We start from the raw sequence: 14,397 nt of genomic DNA, 5'->3' as shown, positions 1-14,397 counted from the left end.
TGTGAGCGGGGACCTCCCGTCCTGCTGCCAGGGCACGCGACGCATGGCGGCGCCAAGGCTGTTTGCCAGCAGCGGAGCAATCAACGCCTACTGCACCAAGGCGGGCCTCTCGCCCAGTTTGCGACCCGGGCGAATATTCACTCGATTGGGTGAATTCCAGCGCGCACCCACTCAGTTGCCAACGCATCCCGGATGCCTTCTGGCTCACCAGTGAACAGCCCGACCCAGAACACCTTCCTACTCCCCCAGGATTTGACCAGCACGGATAGCCAAGTCATCAGCCGTCCGAATCGATGATCTTGCAACACTGCAAGATCATCTGTCCGCGACGGCGCAGATTATAAGCATCCGCTCAGACAGCCGAAGACGACATCGGCCGGATTGTCAGTGGCCACCCATAGGCTCTGCCGCCATCAGATCGGTTGTCTGATGAGCTTTCTGATGGCTGTGCGAATGGTGGGGGTAATTCATGCGGGTTCGCTTGGCGGTGCAGACGTCCGCTCGCGAGATTCCCTGGGAGAGCGTTCTCATGCCGGGGCGCGGCCTTGTCTACGACGTGCTGGCTCGGTACGCCCCTGAGCTGGGGCGGCAGTTCCATGAGAAGGGTCTCGGGCTCTACGGCATGGTGCCCTTCGGTCACAGCAGCCCGGTCTTCCCCGGCGCCAGACGAACACGCGGCAGATACGCGGCAGGCGGGCACGGGGTGGTGGAGTTCGGCAGTCCCGTGCCCGAGGTCGCGGAGGCGCTGGGACGCGGCTTCGCGGCTCGGGAGGTCATCGACTGGGGTGGGGTGGCGCTGCGGTTGACGGGGATCGAGGTGGTGCCTCCTCCGGATTGTTCGTCGGGACGGGTCCGGTTGCGGACCGAGACGCCCGTGCTGGTGAAGGGCTCCAAGCACCTTCCGGCGGAGGGCGAGCGGACTTCGCGTGAGGGGTGGCTGATGCCGCGCGCTCCGCTGTGGGCCCAGTTCTTCCGGGGGAATCTCGCACGCAAGGCCAGGACTCTGGGGTTGGACGACTCGGTGGAGTTGGAGTCGGTGCTGTGGGTCGGTGCCCAGCGATCATTCCGGGTGGGCAACGGTGCGAAGCCCGGAGCGCCGGTGGAGGTGGAGATCTCGGGCGCTCCCGAGACACTGAGAGCGTTGTGGAGCTGGGGGCTGGGCCAGGCCAACGCGGCGGGTTTCGGATGGGTGCGGTCATGACCACTCCCGATCCCGCTGTGGAGCAGTCCCGCTTGGTACTCACTCCTCATCCGTTGCAGCGCGTGGGCGCGTTCGCTCTCATCGCCCTCGCCGGCCGGAAGCGCCTCGGTGAGTTCTCCGCTGAGGATCTGCTGCCGGCGATGGACGTGGTCCGGACTGATGCGGTGCGTGCCTCGGTGCGGGAGAGCAAGGCTGCGGACGGCTTCTGGCAGAAGGTGAGCCTGTCGTACTTCCCCAACGCGCCGATGAACCATCCAGGTCGACGCAAGGGCAAGGGGCCGAGCGGGGAGCCGAAGACCGACGACGATGTTCAGGAAGGCGTGCGGTCCTGGCTGCGGATTCCCGCGTCGGACAGCTGGCCGGACGCCGGCTGTGCCCTGTGCGGACGAGTGGCCGTGGGCTTCTTCGGCAAGCGGGACATGGCCCTGGCGGAGAGCGAGGCGTACCGGAACACCGCCCCGCGCGGCCATGACGGCACCGCCCTGTGCTGGCCCTGCCTGTGCGCCTTCTACGCGCTGCCGTACGGGTGTCAGCTGACGGGCGGACCGTCCATCGCGCTGCACAGCTGGGACGACGGCTTTCTCGCCGCCAGCGTGGGAAAAAGGGCGGAGCGGAACCTCAAGATCGCCCTCAACGGCACGGCTCCGAAGCCGGGCGGATGGAGCCGTGAGGTGGTCGCGCTGCGGGCGCTGCGGAATTACGGCGAGCGGCTGACCGACGGGGTGGAGCTGCTGGTCTTCAACAACAACAACCGTGGGCAGTTGCTGGAGCGGCACCGTCTGGACCAGCCGTTGGCCGAATGGCTGCGCAAGACCTGCCGGTTCGCTGATCTGAGAGTGGGCTTCACCGCGCTGGTCCGGGCGCACGCCACCGCCAACACATCCGGCGTTGTCTCTCTGGCGCGCAACGCGTTCCGGAACCCCGAGCGGATCGTCGGACGGGGCACGGGCTTCATGGCCTCGTCGCTGCTGGCTTCGGATCCCGATCACGCCGAACTGACGGCCGTGGCAGTACTGATCTTCTCCTTCGCACACGAGGTGTTGCTGATGAATGAAAAGGATAGGTCCGAAATCCGGGAGACCGCGAAAAGGATCGCCGCAGTGCTCAATCCCGAGGCATCACGCGGCCCGCTCAAAGCGTTCCGGAACCATTTGAGCAACTCGCGTCAACTGCGCAGCTGGCTGCTGAGCAGGGATGTGGCCTTGGTGGGCCGGAAGGAGACCCCATTCGAGGGTCCGCTGGTCAGTGAGCACGTGATGGCGCTGCTGTTCGATCCGTCGCAGGACAACGCCTGGTGGTTCCACCGTGACCTTCTGCTGGCAGGCGTGGTCGAGGAGCTCGCCCGCCTCAAGTGGACGGCGAAGGACGAATCCGAGACAGCGGAGGCGGAGATCGCGAAGCTGCGCGAGGACGACAAGAAGTGGATCAACCGTGAGAACGATGACGATGAGGAGGACGAGCGATGAGCTTTCTGGTGGGAAAGATCGTTGAAGAGGTCGTGGCCGGCGCCCCGAACAACGGAGAGGGCGTCGACAACACCGGCACCGTGAAGCGGCTGAAGGTGGGGCGGGATGTCCACCCGTACGTGTCCGCCCAGGCGTTCCGCCGGTGGCTGCGCGACTCGCTGCCCACCGATGAGCCCCGCTCCGGGGTGACACGCAGCGGGTCGGGGTCCAACCAGCAGGCGTACACGGCAGGACGGCCCGATCAGTTCCTGGACGATGACCTGTTCGGCTACATGGTGGCGGTGAAGAAGCAGAACTACCAGCGCGACACCGTGCTGGCGACCGGCACGCTCGTGTCGGTCGTCCCGCAGCGGCCGACGACCGACTTCGGCACCATGAGCCGGGGCTTCGGCGCCGGTGAGAACCCCGTCATTCACCAGCACGAGCTGTACAGCGCCGTGCTCGCCGGGGATCTGCTGCTGGATCTGCCGAGGGTCGGAGTGTTCGAGACGGACGGCAGCGGGCTGCGGATCTCGATCAGCGAGGCCATCGCGAAGGAGGCCGTCACTGCCGGGGCCGAAGAGATCACCTTCCGGGGCGTGTCAGCCGTACGGCTGGCCCTGCCGGAACGCCGGCGCCGGGTAGCCGTCCTGTTCCAGGCGCTCGCCGCACTGCGCGGAGGCGCCAAGCGGTCCCTGCACTACGGGGACCGTACTCCGGCCCTCCTTGTGCTCGCTCCGATGAAGGGCGGGGTCAATCCCTTCACCCGGGTTCTCGGGGCACGGGAGGGCAAGCCCGTCTTCGATCCGGACGTGCTGGCGCAGGAGATCAAGGCATGGGAGGACGAGCTCGATGGACCGGTGAGGATCGGCTGGGCACCCGGGTTCCTGGGCGATCAGCAGAAGTCGGTGAGCCATGACCTGGCAGACCTCATCGCCAAGGGACAGGTCGTCATCGATCATCCGCGGGTTCTGCTGCGGCGCCTGGCCGACGAGGTCGAAGAGGGCAAGCACGACGGATGGTTCGAGGACCGGCCCGCGTGAGCACCAATAGCGACACGGCCCTTCGGGTAACGGTCACCGCCCCGGTCGTCTCGTTCCGTGACCCGATGTACCGGGGCGTCCAGGTGACCCTGCCCTGCCCGCCGCCCACCACAGTCGGCGGGCTGTTGGCAGCCGCCGCCGGCGGCTGGGACCAGGTACACCCGGAACTGTCCTTCGCCATGTGCTTCCAGGCGCGCGGTCGGGGCACAGACCTTGAGACGTACCACCCGCTCGACCGGTCGGGAAGCGCCACCTCTCCGGCGCCCCGTCATCGGGAATTCCTCGCCGATGTGACTCTGCGCATCTGGTTGTTCGACGACATCGGTCTCTGGCGGCAGCGGATGAGGCGGCCACGCTGGGGGCTACGGCTGGGGCGCAGCCAGGACCTGGTCGGCATCGACGTGGCCGAGGTGCCGGTGCTGCCAGAGCCCGGAGCTGTGGGCAGCGCTCTGGTGCCGGAAGAACGTACCCAGACCTATGCCTCACAGCGGCTGCGGCTGGCAACAGCCGTAACCCCCGGCAACACGGAGACGCGCTGGGGCTCGTACCGCTTCGATCCCACCGGACGCTGCCCAGACATCGTCCCGGGAAGCCGCTCCACCACCGACGGCCAGGCGCTCGTCCCCTTGGCATCACCGCATCCAGCGACTCTCGTGTCCCCGCGCACGAAGGGGAGCTGACATGTGCGATGAGGAACTCCTGGCGAAGATCAGGGCCAAGAGCCCGCAGCGCGGCCGTCGCGCCGAACTGCTCACCTCCCACCTGCTCGACACCCTCCTGGCGAACGGTGCGGTGGAGCGGAGGGTCGGTCGGGTAGCGGTGGTGGAGCCCGTACTCGGTGCTCTCTTCTGGCCCGCCGCCGCGCTGGCCGGCCTCGCCCACGACGCGGGCAAGATTCCGGACGGGTTCCAGGACATGGCGTACGAACGCACCCGGCGCTGGGGCGAACGTCACGAGGTGTTGTCGCTGGGCTTCCTGCCCTGGCTCATCGAGGATCCGGAGCTTCTCCTTTGGGTGGCCACGGCCGTGGCCACCCACCACCGGGCCCTGACCGGCGACGACGGCCGGAACCTGACCGCCCTCTACGGACCCAGCGACGTGGCGGAACTGGTACAGCGGCTCGGCCCGATTCCCGATCCCGCCGTTCCGGCGCTGCTGCGATGGCTTCGGCGGACCAGCGCCGAACATGGGCTGCCGGTCCGTGGCACCACTGACTCCACGGACGTCAGCACCCCGGTTCTGTTGACGCAGTCCCGGGACGTGCTCAACACGGTCCTCGACCAGTGGGAACCCAAGGTGGCCGGCGATGTCGGGCTGACCGCCGTACTGCTCCAGGGTGCAGTCACAACGGCCGACCGGCTCTCCTCCGCCCACGGCGAACTGCTCGCCCACCAACCCCTGGGGGCAGAACTCCCGCACCGAATCGAGACACACCTTGCGGCGATGGGCGGAAGTATCCATCGGCACCAGCGGGCCGCCGCCAACCGTGAAGGTGATCTGCTGCTGCGATCCCCCACCGGCAGCGGCAAAACCGAAGCCGCCCTCCTGTGGGCAGCCACGCAGGTCACCGATCTGGCGGAGACGTGTGGCGGAGTCCCGAGAGTTTTCTACACGTTGCCGTACCTGTCCTCAATCAACACCATGGCCGATCGGCTCACCACACTTCTGGACGCGAAGGACTCCGTGGGTGTCTCCCACTCCCGGGCCGCTTCGTACCATCTTGCCCGGGGGATCGAGTCCCAGGACGGCGAGGCGCCCGGCGATGGAGATCGCGCGGCTGCCGCCGCCAAGGCGGTGGCTCGGGCAGAAGCGACCCGTCTGTTCCGCGAGTCCGTCCGGGTCGGCACTCCCTATCAATTGCTGCGCGCGGCGCTGGCCGGCCCCGCCTACTCCGGGGTGCTGCTGGACTCGGTGAACTCGGTATTCATCCTCGACGAGCTCCATGCCTACGACCCGCAACGGCTCGGATTCATCCTGGCCAGTGCCCGGCTGTGGAAACGGCTCGGGGGACGGGTGGCGGTCCTGTCCGCCACTCTCCCCGAACGGCTGGAGACCGTGTTCACCGAGACGCTGAACGTCTCGGGCGCCACCGTGAACGCGGCAACCCCCTCCTCGGCGAAGCGACACCGGCTCGCCGTCCGGGAGCACCACCTCTCCGACCCGGCGACGGTGGAGGAAATCCGTACCCGGATTGACCGGGACGAGAGCGTGCTCGTGGTCGCCAACAACGTGGCGCAGGCCATCTGCCTCTACGAGGAGCTGGCACCGGGTGTGCGGGAACGGCACGGACCAGAGGCGGCGTTCCTCCTGCACTCCCGTTTCCGTCGCGGCCACCGCATGGAGCGCGAGAAGGAGATCGGGAAGCGATTCGGCACCCGCTCGGCACGGCGTCCCGGGTTGCTGGTCGCGACGCAGGTCGTCGAGGTGTCGCTGGACGTCGACTTCGATGCGCTGTTCACCGCCGCCGCCCCGCTGGAAGCCCTCCTTCAGCGCTTCGGCCGCGTCAACCGGATCGCCGCCCGGCCACCTGCGGATGTCGTCGTCCACCAGCCCAACTGGACCACGCGTCGTGGTGAGACCGGCGAATTCGCCGACGGGATCTACGAACGCGAACCGGTGGCCCAGGGCTGGGACATCCTCACCCGGAACAGTGGGCTGGCCGTCGACGAGGACGATGCGAGGCACTGGCTCGACACCATCTACGCCTCCGCGTGGGGAAACGTGTGGGACGAGCACGTCCGCCGCGCCATCGTCGACTTCGAGCAGCGATTCCTCACCTTCCACTATCCGTTCGACGACCGCAGCGCCCTCGCCGATTCCTTCGACGAGATGTTCCAGGGCACCGAAGCGATTCTGAGCACCGACCAGGACGCCTATGCGACGGCGCTCCAAGAAGCTGACGGCCCGGCGGGCCTGCTGCTCGCCGACGACTACCTCATCCCCCTGCCGGCCTGGGCGGGAAAGCTCCCCCGGTACGACAAGAAGCTCCGGGTCCGGATCATCGACGGAGCGTACGACCCTGAGTACGGGCTCACCCAGGTCACCGGCAACTTCGCGTCCTCGTATCAGCTGGGTGAGGTGCTGTGATCCGCTCCGAGGATGTCGGCGGTGTCCACATCAAGTACCTGTACCACTGCCCGAGACAGTTGTGGCTCTACGTCCGGGGCGTACGCCCCGAGCACCTCAGCGCCACCGTCCAACTCGGCGAAGCCGTTCACGACAGCACCTACACCCGGAACAGCCCGGTGGACCTCGGCGCCGCGAAGCTGGACTTCGTTGACGGACAGCAGTGGGTGCACGAGGTGAAGTCGTCCTCCCGTCCCACTGCGGGAGACCGAGCCCAGGGCCTCCACTACTGCCATCAGTTGCACCGGCTCGGAGTGGAGGCGCAGGGCGCGATCCTGCACTACCCGGCCACGCGCCGGACGGAGCGACTGCCCTATACCGGTGAGGCGGCCGTCCAGGCCGAGGCCGACATCCAGGCGGTACTGGATGTGACGGCCGCCCCTTCCTCGCCCGAGCGCCTGGCACGCAGTCGCTGCCGGGGATGCAGTTTCACCGACTACTGCTGGATGGAGTGACATGCCCGTCGCCAGCCGTACCTACTGGCTGACCAGCCCCTGCCGGATCCGGCGCAAGGACGAGTCGCTGGTCATCGAACGCGAGGCAGGGGACAAGGTCCACATCCCGGTCACCGATGTACGGGACATCGTGGCCTGCGCGGACACCGACATCAACACCTCGGTGACCGCGCTGCTGAACCGGCACCGCATCAACGTCCACCTGCTCAGCTACTACGGGGACTACGCCGGCTCGCTGCTCACCTCGGAGGTCAGCACCTCCGGGGAGACCGTCCTCGCCCAGGCTCGGCTCGCCCAGAACGCCCCGGAGGCCATGGGCGTCGCCCGCGCCATCGTCGACGCCTGCGCGTTCAACGTACGGCGCGTCGTGGACCGCAAACTTCTCGACCGCCCGTACACCGTGCTCCAGAACTCCATCAAGGAGGCCGGCACCACCGGACAGCTGATGAGCGCCGAAGGCACCTTCCGCCGCTCCGCCTGGCAGGTCATCGACACCAAACTCCCGGACTGGCTCCAGCTGGACGGCCGCAGCAGGCGCCCACCGAAGAACGCCGGCAACGCGTTCATCAGCTACGTCAACGGCATCATCTACGCCCGCACCCTCAGCGCGGTGCGCCTCACCCCGCTGCACAGCGGCATCGCGTTCCTCCACAGCAGCATGGAACGTCAACGGCACTCCCTCGTCCTGGACCTGGCCGAGATGTTCAAACCGCTGTTCGCCGAGCGTCTCCTGCTGCGCATGGCTCGCCGCAACCAGCTCAAGACCCACCACTTCGACCGCGACACCAACCAGGCCATGCTCAGCGACGCCGGGCGCAAACTCGTCGTCCAGACGGTGCGCGACGAACTCGCCACCACCGTCAGCCACCGCGCCCTCGGCAGGCCGGTCGCCTACGACGAACTCCTCTACTTCGACGCCCTGGCCCTCACCCGCCGCTGTCTGGAGGGCACCCCCTACAAACCCTTCCGGATCTGGTGGTGACCTGCGATGCACGTCATCGTCGTCTACGACACAGCTGCCAAACGCAACCCCCGCATCCTGCGAACCTGCCGGAAGTACCTTCACCACGTGCAACGCAGCGTCTTCGAGGGCCAGCTCACCGAAGCGCAGCTGCGCCGCTTCCAGAAGGCCGTCGAGGACCTCTTGGACCTCAGCTACGACCAGGTCCTCGTCTACACTTTCCCGCCCGGAGCCACCCCTGTCCGCCTCGAATGGGGCGCCACCAAACCCACGCCCACCACCGTCCTGTGACCCCGCGTATTTCAGCGACACGCCCGGCCCATCAACACAACCGCCGACTCGCTGCAAAACCACCCCGGACCACAGCCAGCAACCCCACCACGACCTGCACCTTCACAGTGCGGTCCTCATCACCCCCACCGGGGGTCACAACCCGTGGTCGGCGGTGAAGGCGCGGGCGCCGAGGGCCGTCCTCATCACCCCCACCGGGGGTCACAACCCGCCGCCCTGCTCGTCCCCCGCGACCGGGCCAAGGAGTCCTCATCACCCCCACCGGGGGTCACAACGGGTCGGAGAGGACGGCGGCGGCCATGGCGTGGGCACGTCCTCATCACCCCCACCGGGGGTCACAACGTGAGGGTGAGGACCTGGTGGCCGCTGGTGACGTAGTCCTCATCACCCCCACCGGGGGTCACAACTGGGCGGCGATCGAAGCGAGGCGCGCGGCCTCGAGTCCTCATCACCCCCACCGGGGGTCACAACTACCAGCGGATGCGCCGCACGTGCGTCCATGACCCGGTCCTCATCACCCCCACCGGGGGTCACAACCCGTGCCGGTGACAGGTGCAGTCGGGCATCGGGGTCGTCCTCATCACCCCCACCGGGGGTCACAACTCGCATGTCCCGAAGTGCGCGCGATGCTGCGCGGATGTCCTCATCACCCCCACCGGGGGTCACAACATCTTGTGTAGCAGGTGTGTGAGGGAACGCACATCAGTCCTCAGCACCCCCACCGGGGGTCACAACTTGACCTGGTGCCAGCAGTGGTGCGCGCGGTCCACGGCGTCCTCATCACCCCCACCGGGGGTCACAACACGGGGCGCAGCCCGAACCCGAACTCCGGCCAGCGCAGACCTCATCACCCCCACCGGGGGTCACAACGCGGCGATCCAGGCGGTCTCCGCGTGCTGCTTGACCGCGTCCTCATCACCCCCACCGGGGGTCACAACAACTGCCAGGAAAGCGGGGTGACCGCGGGGACGTCGGTCCTCATCACCCCCACCGAGGGTCACAACGTGCGGGCCCGGCCGCAGGCTCGGCACTCGGTGTGCCGTCCTCATCATCCCCACCGGGGGTCACAACCGTGACGTGGACGCGGGCGAAGTTGCCCGGCATGGGGGCCCGGGGAGAGGGTCGTCGTGCCCGGTGGTCACAGGGTGATGCGGGCCCAGGTTGCGAAGGGGGTGGTGGGGAGGCCGAGGGTGCGGGCCGCGTCGGGGTCGGCGGGGGCGGGGTGGAGGCCCACGTACTCCTGGGAGGCGATGAAGGCCTCGTGGAGGCCGGCGGCCCGTGCCTCCGGGATGCCGGCGGGCAGGGTGATCGGCCGGCCGAGGACCTCGGAGAGGGTGGCGGCGGCCTGGCGGAAGGTCAGCAGCTCACCGGCGTACTCCAGTACCACGCCGTGGAACCGCTCCGGCTCGGCGAAGGCAGCTGCCGCCGCCGCGCCGATGTCGGCCACCGCGATGAACGGCTGCGGCGAGTCGGGGTCGGTGACGACCAGGAGCTGGTCCGGGTCGTTCTGGGCGTAGTAGAAGGACGGCTGGACGAAGTTCTCCATGAACGTGCTGGGGCGCAGGATGGTGAGGTACCGCGTCTCCGCGTTCCGCATCTCCTGCTCGGCGGCCTCCTTGCTGCGCCAGTAGTGCGCGAAGGCGGCGCCCCAGCGTTCCGCGTCGATCGTTCCGCGGGTGCCCGTGCCGGAGACCGAGGTGTGCACGATCTGCTCGACGCCGGCCTTCCGGGCGGCGGTGGCGATGGTGCGGGCGTGGCGGACTTCGAGGTCGCCGGTGAGATCGGCCATGTCGGGCAGCTGGACGGAGAACACGCCCCGGGCGCCGTCGAGCGCCGCCACCAGGGAGGCGGGGTCGTCGAGGTCGCCGGTCACGAGGGTGGCGCCTTCGGCGGCGAGTGCCCGCGCCCGTGGGGCGTCGGGGTCACGGACGAAGGCGTGCACCGCCGTTCCGGCGCTCAGCAGGGCGCGGGCGGTCGCCCCTCCCTGCTTCCCGGTGGCGCCTGTGACCAGCACAAAAGGTGAATCGGACATGGGTGTCTCCAGTGGATATCGAAAACGGAGGGTCCCCCCGTTTGATGTCCACTAAAATATGGGGCACCCCTCCGTTTGTCTAGTGAAGGGCGGGGCGCAACGATGAACACCGCAGGCCCGGCACGCCGCGCGGACAGCCGCCGCAACCGCGCGCGGCTGCTCGAAGCGGCTGAGGCCGTCATCGAACAGGAGGGCGCACAGGCGTCCCTCGAAGCGATCGCACGCCGCGCCGGCGTCGGATCGGCGACCCTGCACCGGCACTTCCCATCCCGGCAGGCACTGCTCAACGCGGTCTTCCACGAGGGCGTGGAACGCCTGAGCCGCCGCGCTCAGGAACTGGCCGACACGCAGTCCCCCCGCGACGCGATCACCACCTGGCTCGACGAGCTGACCACCTACACCTCGACCACGCGCGGGGTGGCCGCTGCCCTCATGGCGGACCCCAACGGCGGCATCGCCGTCGAGGACAGCTGCCACGGTCTGCTCCAGGACGCGGCGGCGCGGCTGGTCGCGGACGCGGCGGAGGCGGGGGTGCTGCGCGACGACGTGACGCCACTGGATCTCATCACCCTGGCCAACGCCCTCTCCCTGGCCTCCGACGGCGACCCGGAAACCGCTCACCGCCTGCTTCGTCTGGCGTTGGGGGGACTGCTGCTCGGGGCCGGCTGAGGGACGGGGGCGTTACCTCCGGGTGCGTGCCGAGGGCGCCGAAAGTGCCGCACGCGCCCCCGGTCTGTGGCGACAGGCAGCGGGAGGGTGCGCGGGCTGCAACCGGCGGTCGATACCATCCCGTTGAACTCGCGCCGACCTAGCCGGGCTCCGGTCAGCCGTCCCGTTCGGGGGCGTCGACGTAACCGAGGCGCCGGTTCATCTCGATGGCGGCGGTGTTCGCCGGATGGTGGACGGTCCGGATCCGGTCCACGCCGCACCGCGCGGCGAAGCCGATGCCGAAGGTCTTCATCGCGAGGGAGATGCCTCTCCCCCGGAAGGCCGACCGGACGCCGGTCATCTCATTGAACACGAACCCGGACGACCGGTGATCCGAGGTCGCCGACATCCCGATCCATCCACCGTCGCCGTCCAGCGCGATCACCACCCCGCGAGGGTCGTACGAGGGAACCTCGATCCGCTGCCGTACGTACGCGTCGTACGTGTAGAACTCCCCGCGCTCCGGGATGTCGGCGGCGCACTCCTTGTTGAGTGCGTAGAGCGCCCGCCGGTTCCGCGTCGTGTCGCCCAACGCGTCCAGCGTGACCAGACGGATGCCGGCCCCCAGGCACCGCTCCACGTACGGCGCGAACCGCTCGGACTCGAAGCCGGTCACGTCGAGTTCGAGCCTCACCCACTGCTTCACCATGCCCGCAGCACCCCCTTGCCGGTTCCCGCTGTCGCCCACCAGGGGCGCCGTCCGGCAACTGTACGCACGGCACACGTCGGCCTCCCGGCACGGGCCGGGAGGCCGGGGGATCACACGGGCTGGATTCGCTTGCGCAGCAGGCAGAAGACGTTCCCCTCAGGGTCGGACAGTACGTGCCAGCTCTCCTCGCCGGTCTGTCCGACGTCGGCGTGCCGGGCGCCGAGGGCGAGCAGGCGTTCCAGCTCGGCGTCCTGGTCGCGGTCGGTGGCGCTGACGTCGAGGTGCAGTCGGAGTCTCTGCGGCCGTGGGTCGGTGGTGGGGCTGAGGACGAGGGTGGGCTGCGGCCCGCCGAAGCCGGTGCCGGGCGGCCCGATCTCGATGCTTCCGTCGTCCTCGCGGCCGAGTTCGACGTACCCAAGGACCTCGCTCCAGAACACGGCGAGGCGTTCCGGGTCCGCGACATCGAGAACCAGTTCACTGATGCGGCATGCCATGGCCGGGAGTGTAAGGAGGGGAGGCTGCCTCACGCGACGGTGTTTTCCCGGACGGTACGGCGGGGTTCGCACGGGTTCCGTACGGCATGAGAACGGCCCCCCATCTCTTGGAGTGGAGGCCCAGGAAGTGTGTCGGTCTCAGCCCAGCCGGCCGAACGTCCCGTGCTTGACCGCCAGAAGCAGCGCCTGAACACGCAGGGAGTCAGCCGCCGAGACCACATCGGGTTCGTCGCTCTCCCGAAGGAGCAGCGCGCCACTGTAACGCCCCAACTCTATGCAGTCATTGTCACCCTGCGTCGAGTAGGAGGATTTCTGCCATGGAATATCCGACATCTTCCACACTCTCAGAGTTGTTTCCTGATTTCGCGGACAAAGTCCCGTGTCTTTTCCACAGGTAGAGACAGCTCTTGGATTCTATCCAGCATGCTGCGGTACTTGTGGGTGGCCGTTGGCGCATCGAGGAACTGGACGCCGGTGGGTGTGTCGAAGTGCACCGTGTCCAACTGCGACACCGCGCCCGACACGTAGGTGATCGATGCTCCAATACCCGGCAGACCGCCGAGGGAGAAGGGCAGAGCGCGGATGGTGACATTCTCCCGGTCCGAGGATTCCAGGATGCAGGTCAACTGCTCGCGCATGACCGCCGGCCCGCCGAATCCCAGGCGCAGAGCCGCCTCATGAATGAGCAGCGTGCACTGCGGCGCGTCTTCCTTGTCGAGGACATCGCGGCGGCGCATCCGGAACGACACCTTGCGGCGCAGATCCGTTGGGTCCGGTGCCGGGATGTCCGTGGACAGCACAGCCCTCGCGTAGGACTCGGTCTGCAGCAGTCCGGGCAGATGGGTCACCTGCGTGCCGCGCAGGTGGACTGCGCGCTGCTCCAGTTCCACGAGGTCCAGCAGGGCGGCGTCGAACTTCCCCCGGAACTCCTCCCACCATCCCTTGCCACGCTCCTCGGCCATCATCCCGAGAGCGTCGACGTAGGCGCGATCCGCGCACTGATACACACCTGCGAGTGAACTCACGCTGTCGTGGCTGAGGCCGGTTCGCCCTGCCTCGATGTTGCTGATGCGGGTCCGATCCCACCCGAGCTTGAGCGCGGCGTCCGCCACGCTGAGCCCCGCCGCCTGCCGCAGCCTGCGCATTTCGGTCCCCAGCCTGCGCTGCCTGGCTGTTGGCGCCGACCTCGCTGGCATCCCCGTGCTCCCCTCGCTCGGACGCGCTGTTGCGCGGACTATCTCATAGTTCAACTCGCGAATCACACATGATTCGATGCCCGATTCACATATGAGTCACGACACTCTATGGTGGCGGACAGTGACTCGGCGAACACGCTTCCCCGGGAGGGAACATGACGCTGCCCGCCATCCGCTCGTACCGCCTCACCGCGCCCAACGCGCCCGATACGCCGCGGCTCGCCCGCGACCATGTCGCGTACGTCCTGCTGGGCAACCGGCTGCTGGGGCTCGCCGATACCGCGCGGCTGCTGGTCAGTGAGGTGGTGACCAACGTCTACGAGCACACCGCCACCTCCGTCGTCGCCGTCGAGACCACCATCCGGCCGGGGCAGGTACTGGTCGCCGTGCACGACGCGTCGCCCCGGGGGATCTCCCTGCGCCGGGCGCTGCCCGGGGGCGAGGAGGAGTGCGGACGCGGGCTGTCGCTCGTGGAGTTGCTGGCCTGGTCCTGGGGCGTGACGCAGCTCGGGTACCCGGAGCCGGTCGGCAAGTCGGTGTGGTTCGAGCTGCGGGACGCCTGATGCAGGACGCGACGCTGGGGCTGATCGGTCTCGCCACCCTCCTCGGCGGGACGGTCGGCGCCGTCGGCATCGCCGTAGCCGTGACGCCCCGCCCGCCGCGCGGCTGTCTGCCGCCGCCGCTGGACCGGCCGGGGACCGTGTACACCTGCCGCTGCTGGCTCTACCCGGTCCGGGTCGGCGTGCTGGCCGAGGACGGGAACCCGGATTGTCAGACCCCGGTCGTAGGGTCCTGA

General features: G+C 68.3%; 16 protein-coding genes and 1 CRISPR repeat array. Of the genes, 11 read left to right on the top strand and 5 right to left on the bottom strand.

Annotation, left to right across the window (positions count from 1 at the left end; all coding sequences use genetic code 11):
- Positions 1 to 469 precede the first annotated feature (469 nt).
- Genes ACTFAP_RS17305 through cas2 form a run of 8 tightly spaced genes read left to right on the top strand, consistent with a single transcriptional unit; the run spans position 470 to position 8,522 of the window.
- Positions 470 to 1,201 carry a CRISPR-associated endoribonuclease Cas6 gene (locus ACTFAP_RS17305; protein ID WP_500466784.1) on the top strand — a complete coding sequence of 244 codons (732 nt, stop codon included), beginning with the start codon at positions 470 to 472 and terminating at the stop codon, positions 1,199 to 1,201.
- Positions 1,198 to 2,667 (top strand): hypothetical protein, encoded by a 1,470-nt coding sequence (locus ACTFAP_RS17300; RefSeq protein ID WP_500466783.1) that lies wholly within the window; start codon positions 1,198 to 1,200, stop codon positions 2,665 to 2,667. Before ACTFAP_RS17305 ends, ACTFAP_RS17300 begins: the two co-directional genes overlap by 4 nt.
- On the top strand, positions 2,664 to 3,689 hold the full coding sequence (gene cas7i, locus ACTFAP_RS17295) for a type I-B CRISPR-associated protein Cas7/Cst2/DevR (protein WP_500466782.1): 1,026 nt from the start codon (positions 2,664 to 2,666) through the stop codon (positions 3,687 to 3,689). Before ACTFAP_RS17300 ends, cas7i begins: the two co-directional genes overlap by 4 nt.
- A complete protein-coding gene (gene cas5 / locus ACTFAP_RS17290) occupies positions 3,686 to 4,369 on the top strand; it encodes a CRISPR-associated protein Cas5 (protein ID WP_500466781.1) in 684 nt (227 codons plus the stop codon). Before cas7i ends, cas5 begins: the two co-directional genes overlap by 4 nt.
- Position 4,370: 1 nt before the next feature.
- Positions 4,371 to 6,776, top strand: a complete 2,406-nt coding sequence (cas3, locus tag ACTFAP_RS17285) for a CRISPR-associated helicase Cas3' (RefSeq protein ID WP_500466780.1) — start codon at positions 4,371 to 4,373, stop codon at positions 6,774 to 6,776.
- Positions 6,773 to 7,270, top strand: coding sequence for a CRISPR-associated protein Cas4 (locus tag ACTFAP_RS17280; protein WP_375879875.1), 498 nt, complete (start codon positions 6,773 to 6,775; stop codon positions 7,268 to 7,270). Before cas3 ends, ACTFAP_RS17280 begins: the two co-directional genes overlap by 4 nt.
- A 1-nt stretch (position 7,271) precedes the next feature.
- Positions 7,272 to 8,252: a CRISPR-associated endonuclease Cas1 gene (gene cas1, locus ACTFAP_RS17275; RefSeq protein ID WP_500466779.1), complete on the top strand. Its 981-nt coding sequence runs from the start codon at positions 7,272 to 7,274 to the stop codon at positions 8,250 to 8,252.
- Positions 8,253 to 8,258: 6 nt separating this feature from the next.
- Positions 8,259 to 8,522 carry a CRISPR-associated endonuclease Cas2 gene (gene cas2 / locus ACTFAP_RS17270; protein WP_500466778.1) on the top strand — a complete coding sequence of 88 codons (264 nt, stop codon included), beginning with the start codon at positions 8,259 to 8,261 and terminating at the stop codon, positions 8,520 to 8,522.
- Positions 8,523 to 8,634: 112 nt separating this feature from the next.
- Positions 8,635 to 9,593: direct repeats of the CRISPR family, unit length 30 nt; unit sequence GTCCTCATCACCCCCACCGGGGGTCACAAC.
- 67 nt (positions 9,594 to 9,660) lie between these two features.
- Here the strand turns inward: cas2 and ACTFAP_RS17265 are convergent.
- The gene (locus ACTFAP_RS17265) at positions 9,661 to 10,554 is read right to left on the bottom strand and encodes an NmrA family NAD(P)-binding protein (RefSeq protein ID WP_500466777.1); all 894 of its coding nucleotides are present in this window, start codon (positions 10,552 to 10,554) and stop codon (positions 9,661 to 9,663) included.
- 102 nt (positions 10,555 to 10,656) lie between these two features.
- Between ACTFAP_RS17265 and ACTFAP_RS17260 the strand changes: the two genes are divergently transcribed.
- Positions 10,657 to 11,223 carry a TetR/AcrR family transcriptional regulator gene (locus ACTFAP_RS17260; RefSeq protein ID WP_500466776.1) on the top strand — a complete coding sequence of 189 codons (567 nt, stop codon included), beginning with the start codon at positions 10,657 to 10,659 and terminating at the stop codon, positions 11,221 to 11,223.
- Between the two features lie 154 nt (positions 11,224 to 11,377).
- Here ACTFAP_RS17260 and ACTFAP_RS17255 read toward each other — a convergent pair whose 3' ends face one another.
- The 4 genes from ACTFAP_RS17255 to ACTFAP_RS17240 all read right to left on the bottom strand — a co-directional run bounded on the left by ACTFAP_RS17255 (position 11,378) and on the right by ACTFAP_RS17240 (position 13,601).
- Positions 11,378 to 11,911: a GNAT family N-acetyltransferase gene (locus tag ACTFAP_RS17255; RefSeq protein ID WP_500466775.1), complete on the bottom strand. Its 534-nt coding sequence runs from the start codon at positions 11,909 to 11,911 to the stop codon at positions 11,378 to 11,380.
- A 110-nt stretch (positions 11,912 to 12,021) separates the two neighbouring features.
- Positions 12,022 to 12,405 (bottom strand): VOC family protein, encoded by a 384-nt coding sequence (locus ACTFAP_RS17250; RefSeq protein WP_495681397.1) that lies wholly within the window; start codon positions 12,403 to 12,405, stop codon positions 12,022 to 12,024.
- Positions 12,406 to 12,543: 138 nt separating this feature from the next.
- A complete protein-coding gene (locus tag ACTFAP_RS17245; RefSeq protein WP_495681396.1) occupies positions 12,544 to 12,738 on the bottom strand; it encodes a DUF397 domain-containing protein in 195 nt (64 codons plus the stop codon).
- Positions 12,739 to 12,749: 11 nt separating this feature from the next.
- Positions 12,750 to 13,601 (bottom strand): helix-turn-helix domain-containing protein, encoded by an 852-nt coding sequence (locus tag ACTFAP_RS17240; protein ID WP_390123025.1) that lies wholly within the window; start codon positions 13,599 to 13,601, stop codon positions 12,750 to 12,752.
- Between the two features lie 155 nt (positions 13,602 to 13,756).
- Between ACTFAP_RS17240 and ACTFAP_RS17235 the strand changes: the two genes are divergently transcribed.
- Together ACTFAP_RS17235 and ACTFAP_RS17230 are read left to right on the top strand one after the other, a co-directional pair.
- Complete coding sequence (locus ACTFAP_RS17235) at positions 13,757 to 14,164, top strand: ATP-binding protein (protein ID WP_500466774.1); 408 nt, start codon at positions 13,757 to 13,759, stop codon at positions 14,162 to 14,164.
- Positions 14,164 to 14,397, top strand: a complete 234-nt coding sequence (locus ACTFAP_RS17230) for a hypothetical protein (RefSeq protein ID WP_500466773.1) — start codon at positions 14,164 to 14,166, stop codon at positions 14,395 to 14,397. The genes ACTFAP_RS17235 and ACTFAP_RS17230 overlap by 1 nt, the downstream gene beginning before the upstream one ends.

This window comes from Streptomyces sp. PH9007 (assembly GCF_059813725.1).
Note: the sequence above shows the minus strand (reverse complement) of the source record. Positions and strands in the feature narration are given on the sequence as shown.

Coding starts and splice junctions, on each gene's coding strand:
- ACTFAP_RS17305 (WP_500466784.1), top strand. CDS start 470: ATGCGGGTTCGCTTGGCGGTGCAGACGTCCGCTCGCGAGATTCCCTGG.
- ACTFAP_RS17300 (WP_500466783.1), top strand. CDS start 1,198: ATGACCACTCCCGATCCCGCTGTGGAGCAGTCCCGCTTGGTACTCACT.
- cas7i (WP_500466782.1), top strand. CDS start 2,664: ATGAGCTTTCTGGTGGGAAAGATCGTTGAAGAGGTCGTGGCCGGCGCC.
- cas3 (WP_500466780.1), top strand. CDS start 4,371: ATGTGCGATGAGGAACTCCTGGCGAAGATCAGGGCCAAGAGCCCGCAG.
- cas1 (WP_500466779.1), top strand. CDS start 7,272: ATGCCCGTCGCCAGCCGTACCTACTGGCTGACCAGCCCCTGCCGGATC.
- cas2 (WP_500466778.1), top strand. CDS start 8,259: ATGCACGTCATCGTCGTCTACGACACAGCTGCCAAACGCAACCCCCGC.
- ACTFAP_RS17265 (WP_500466777.1), bottom strand. CDS start 10,554: ATGTCCGATTCACCTTTTGTGCTGGTCACAGGCGCCACCGGGAAGCAG.
- ACTFAP_RS17260 (WP_500466776.1), top strand. CDS start 10,657: ATGAACACCGCAGGCCCGGCACGCCGCGCGGACAGCCGCCGCAACCGC.
- ACTFAP_RS17255 (WP_500466775.1), bottom strand. CDS start 11,911: ATGGTGAAGCAGTGGGTGAGGCTCGAACTCGACGTGACCGGCTTCGAG.
- ACTFAP_RS17250 (WP_495681397.1), bottom strand. CDS start 12,405: ATGGCATGCCGCATCAGTGAACTGGTTCTCGATGTCGCGGACCCGGAA.
- ACTFAP_RS17245 (WP_495681396.1), bottom strand. CDS start 12,738: ATGTCGGATATTCCATGGCAGAAATCCTCCTACTCGACGCAGGGTGAC.
- ACTFAP_RS17240 (WP_390123025.1), bottom strand. CDS start 13,601: ATGCCAGCGAGGTCGGCGCCAACAGCCAGGCAGCGCAGGCTGGGGACC.
- ACTFAP_RS17235 (WP_500466774.1), top strand. CDS start 13,757: ATGACGCTGCCCGCCATCCGCTCGTACCGCCTCACCGCGCCCAACGCG.
- ACTFAP_RS17230 (WP_500466773.1), top strand. CDS start 14,164: ATGCAGGACGCGACGCTGGGGCTGATCGGTCTCGCCACCCTCCTCGGC.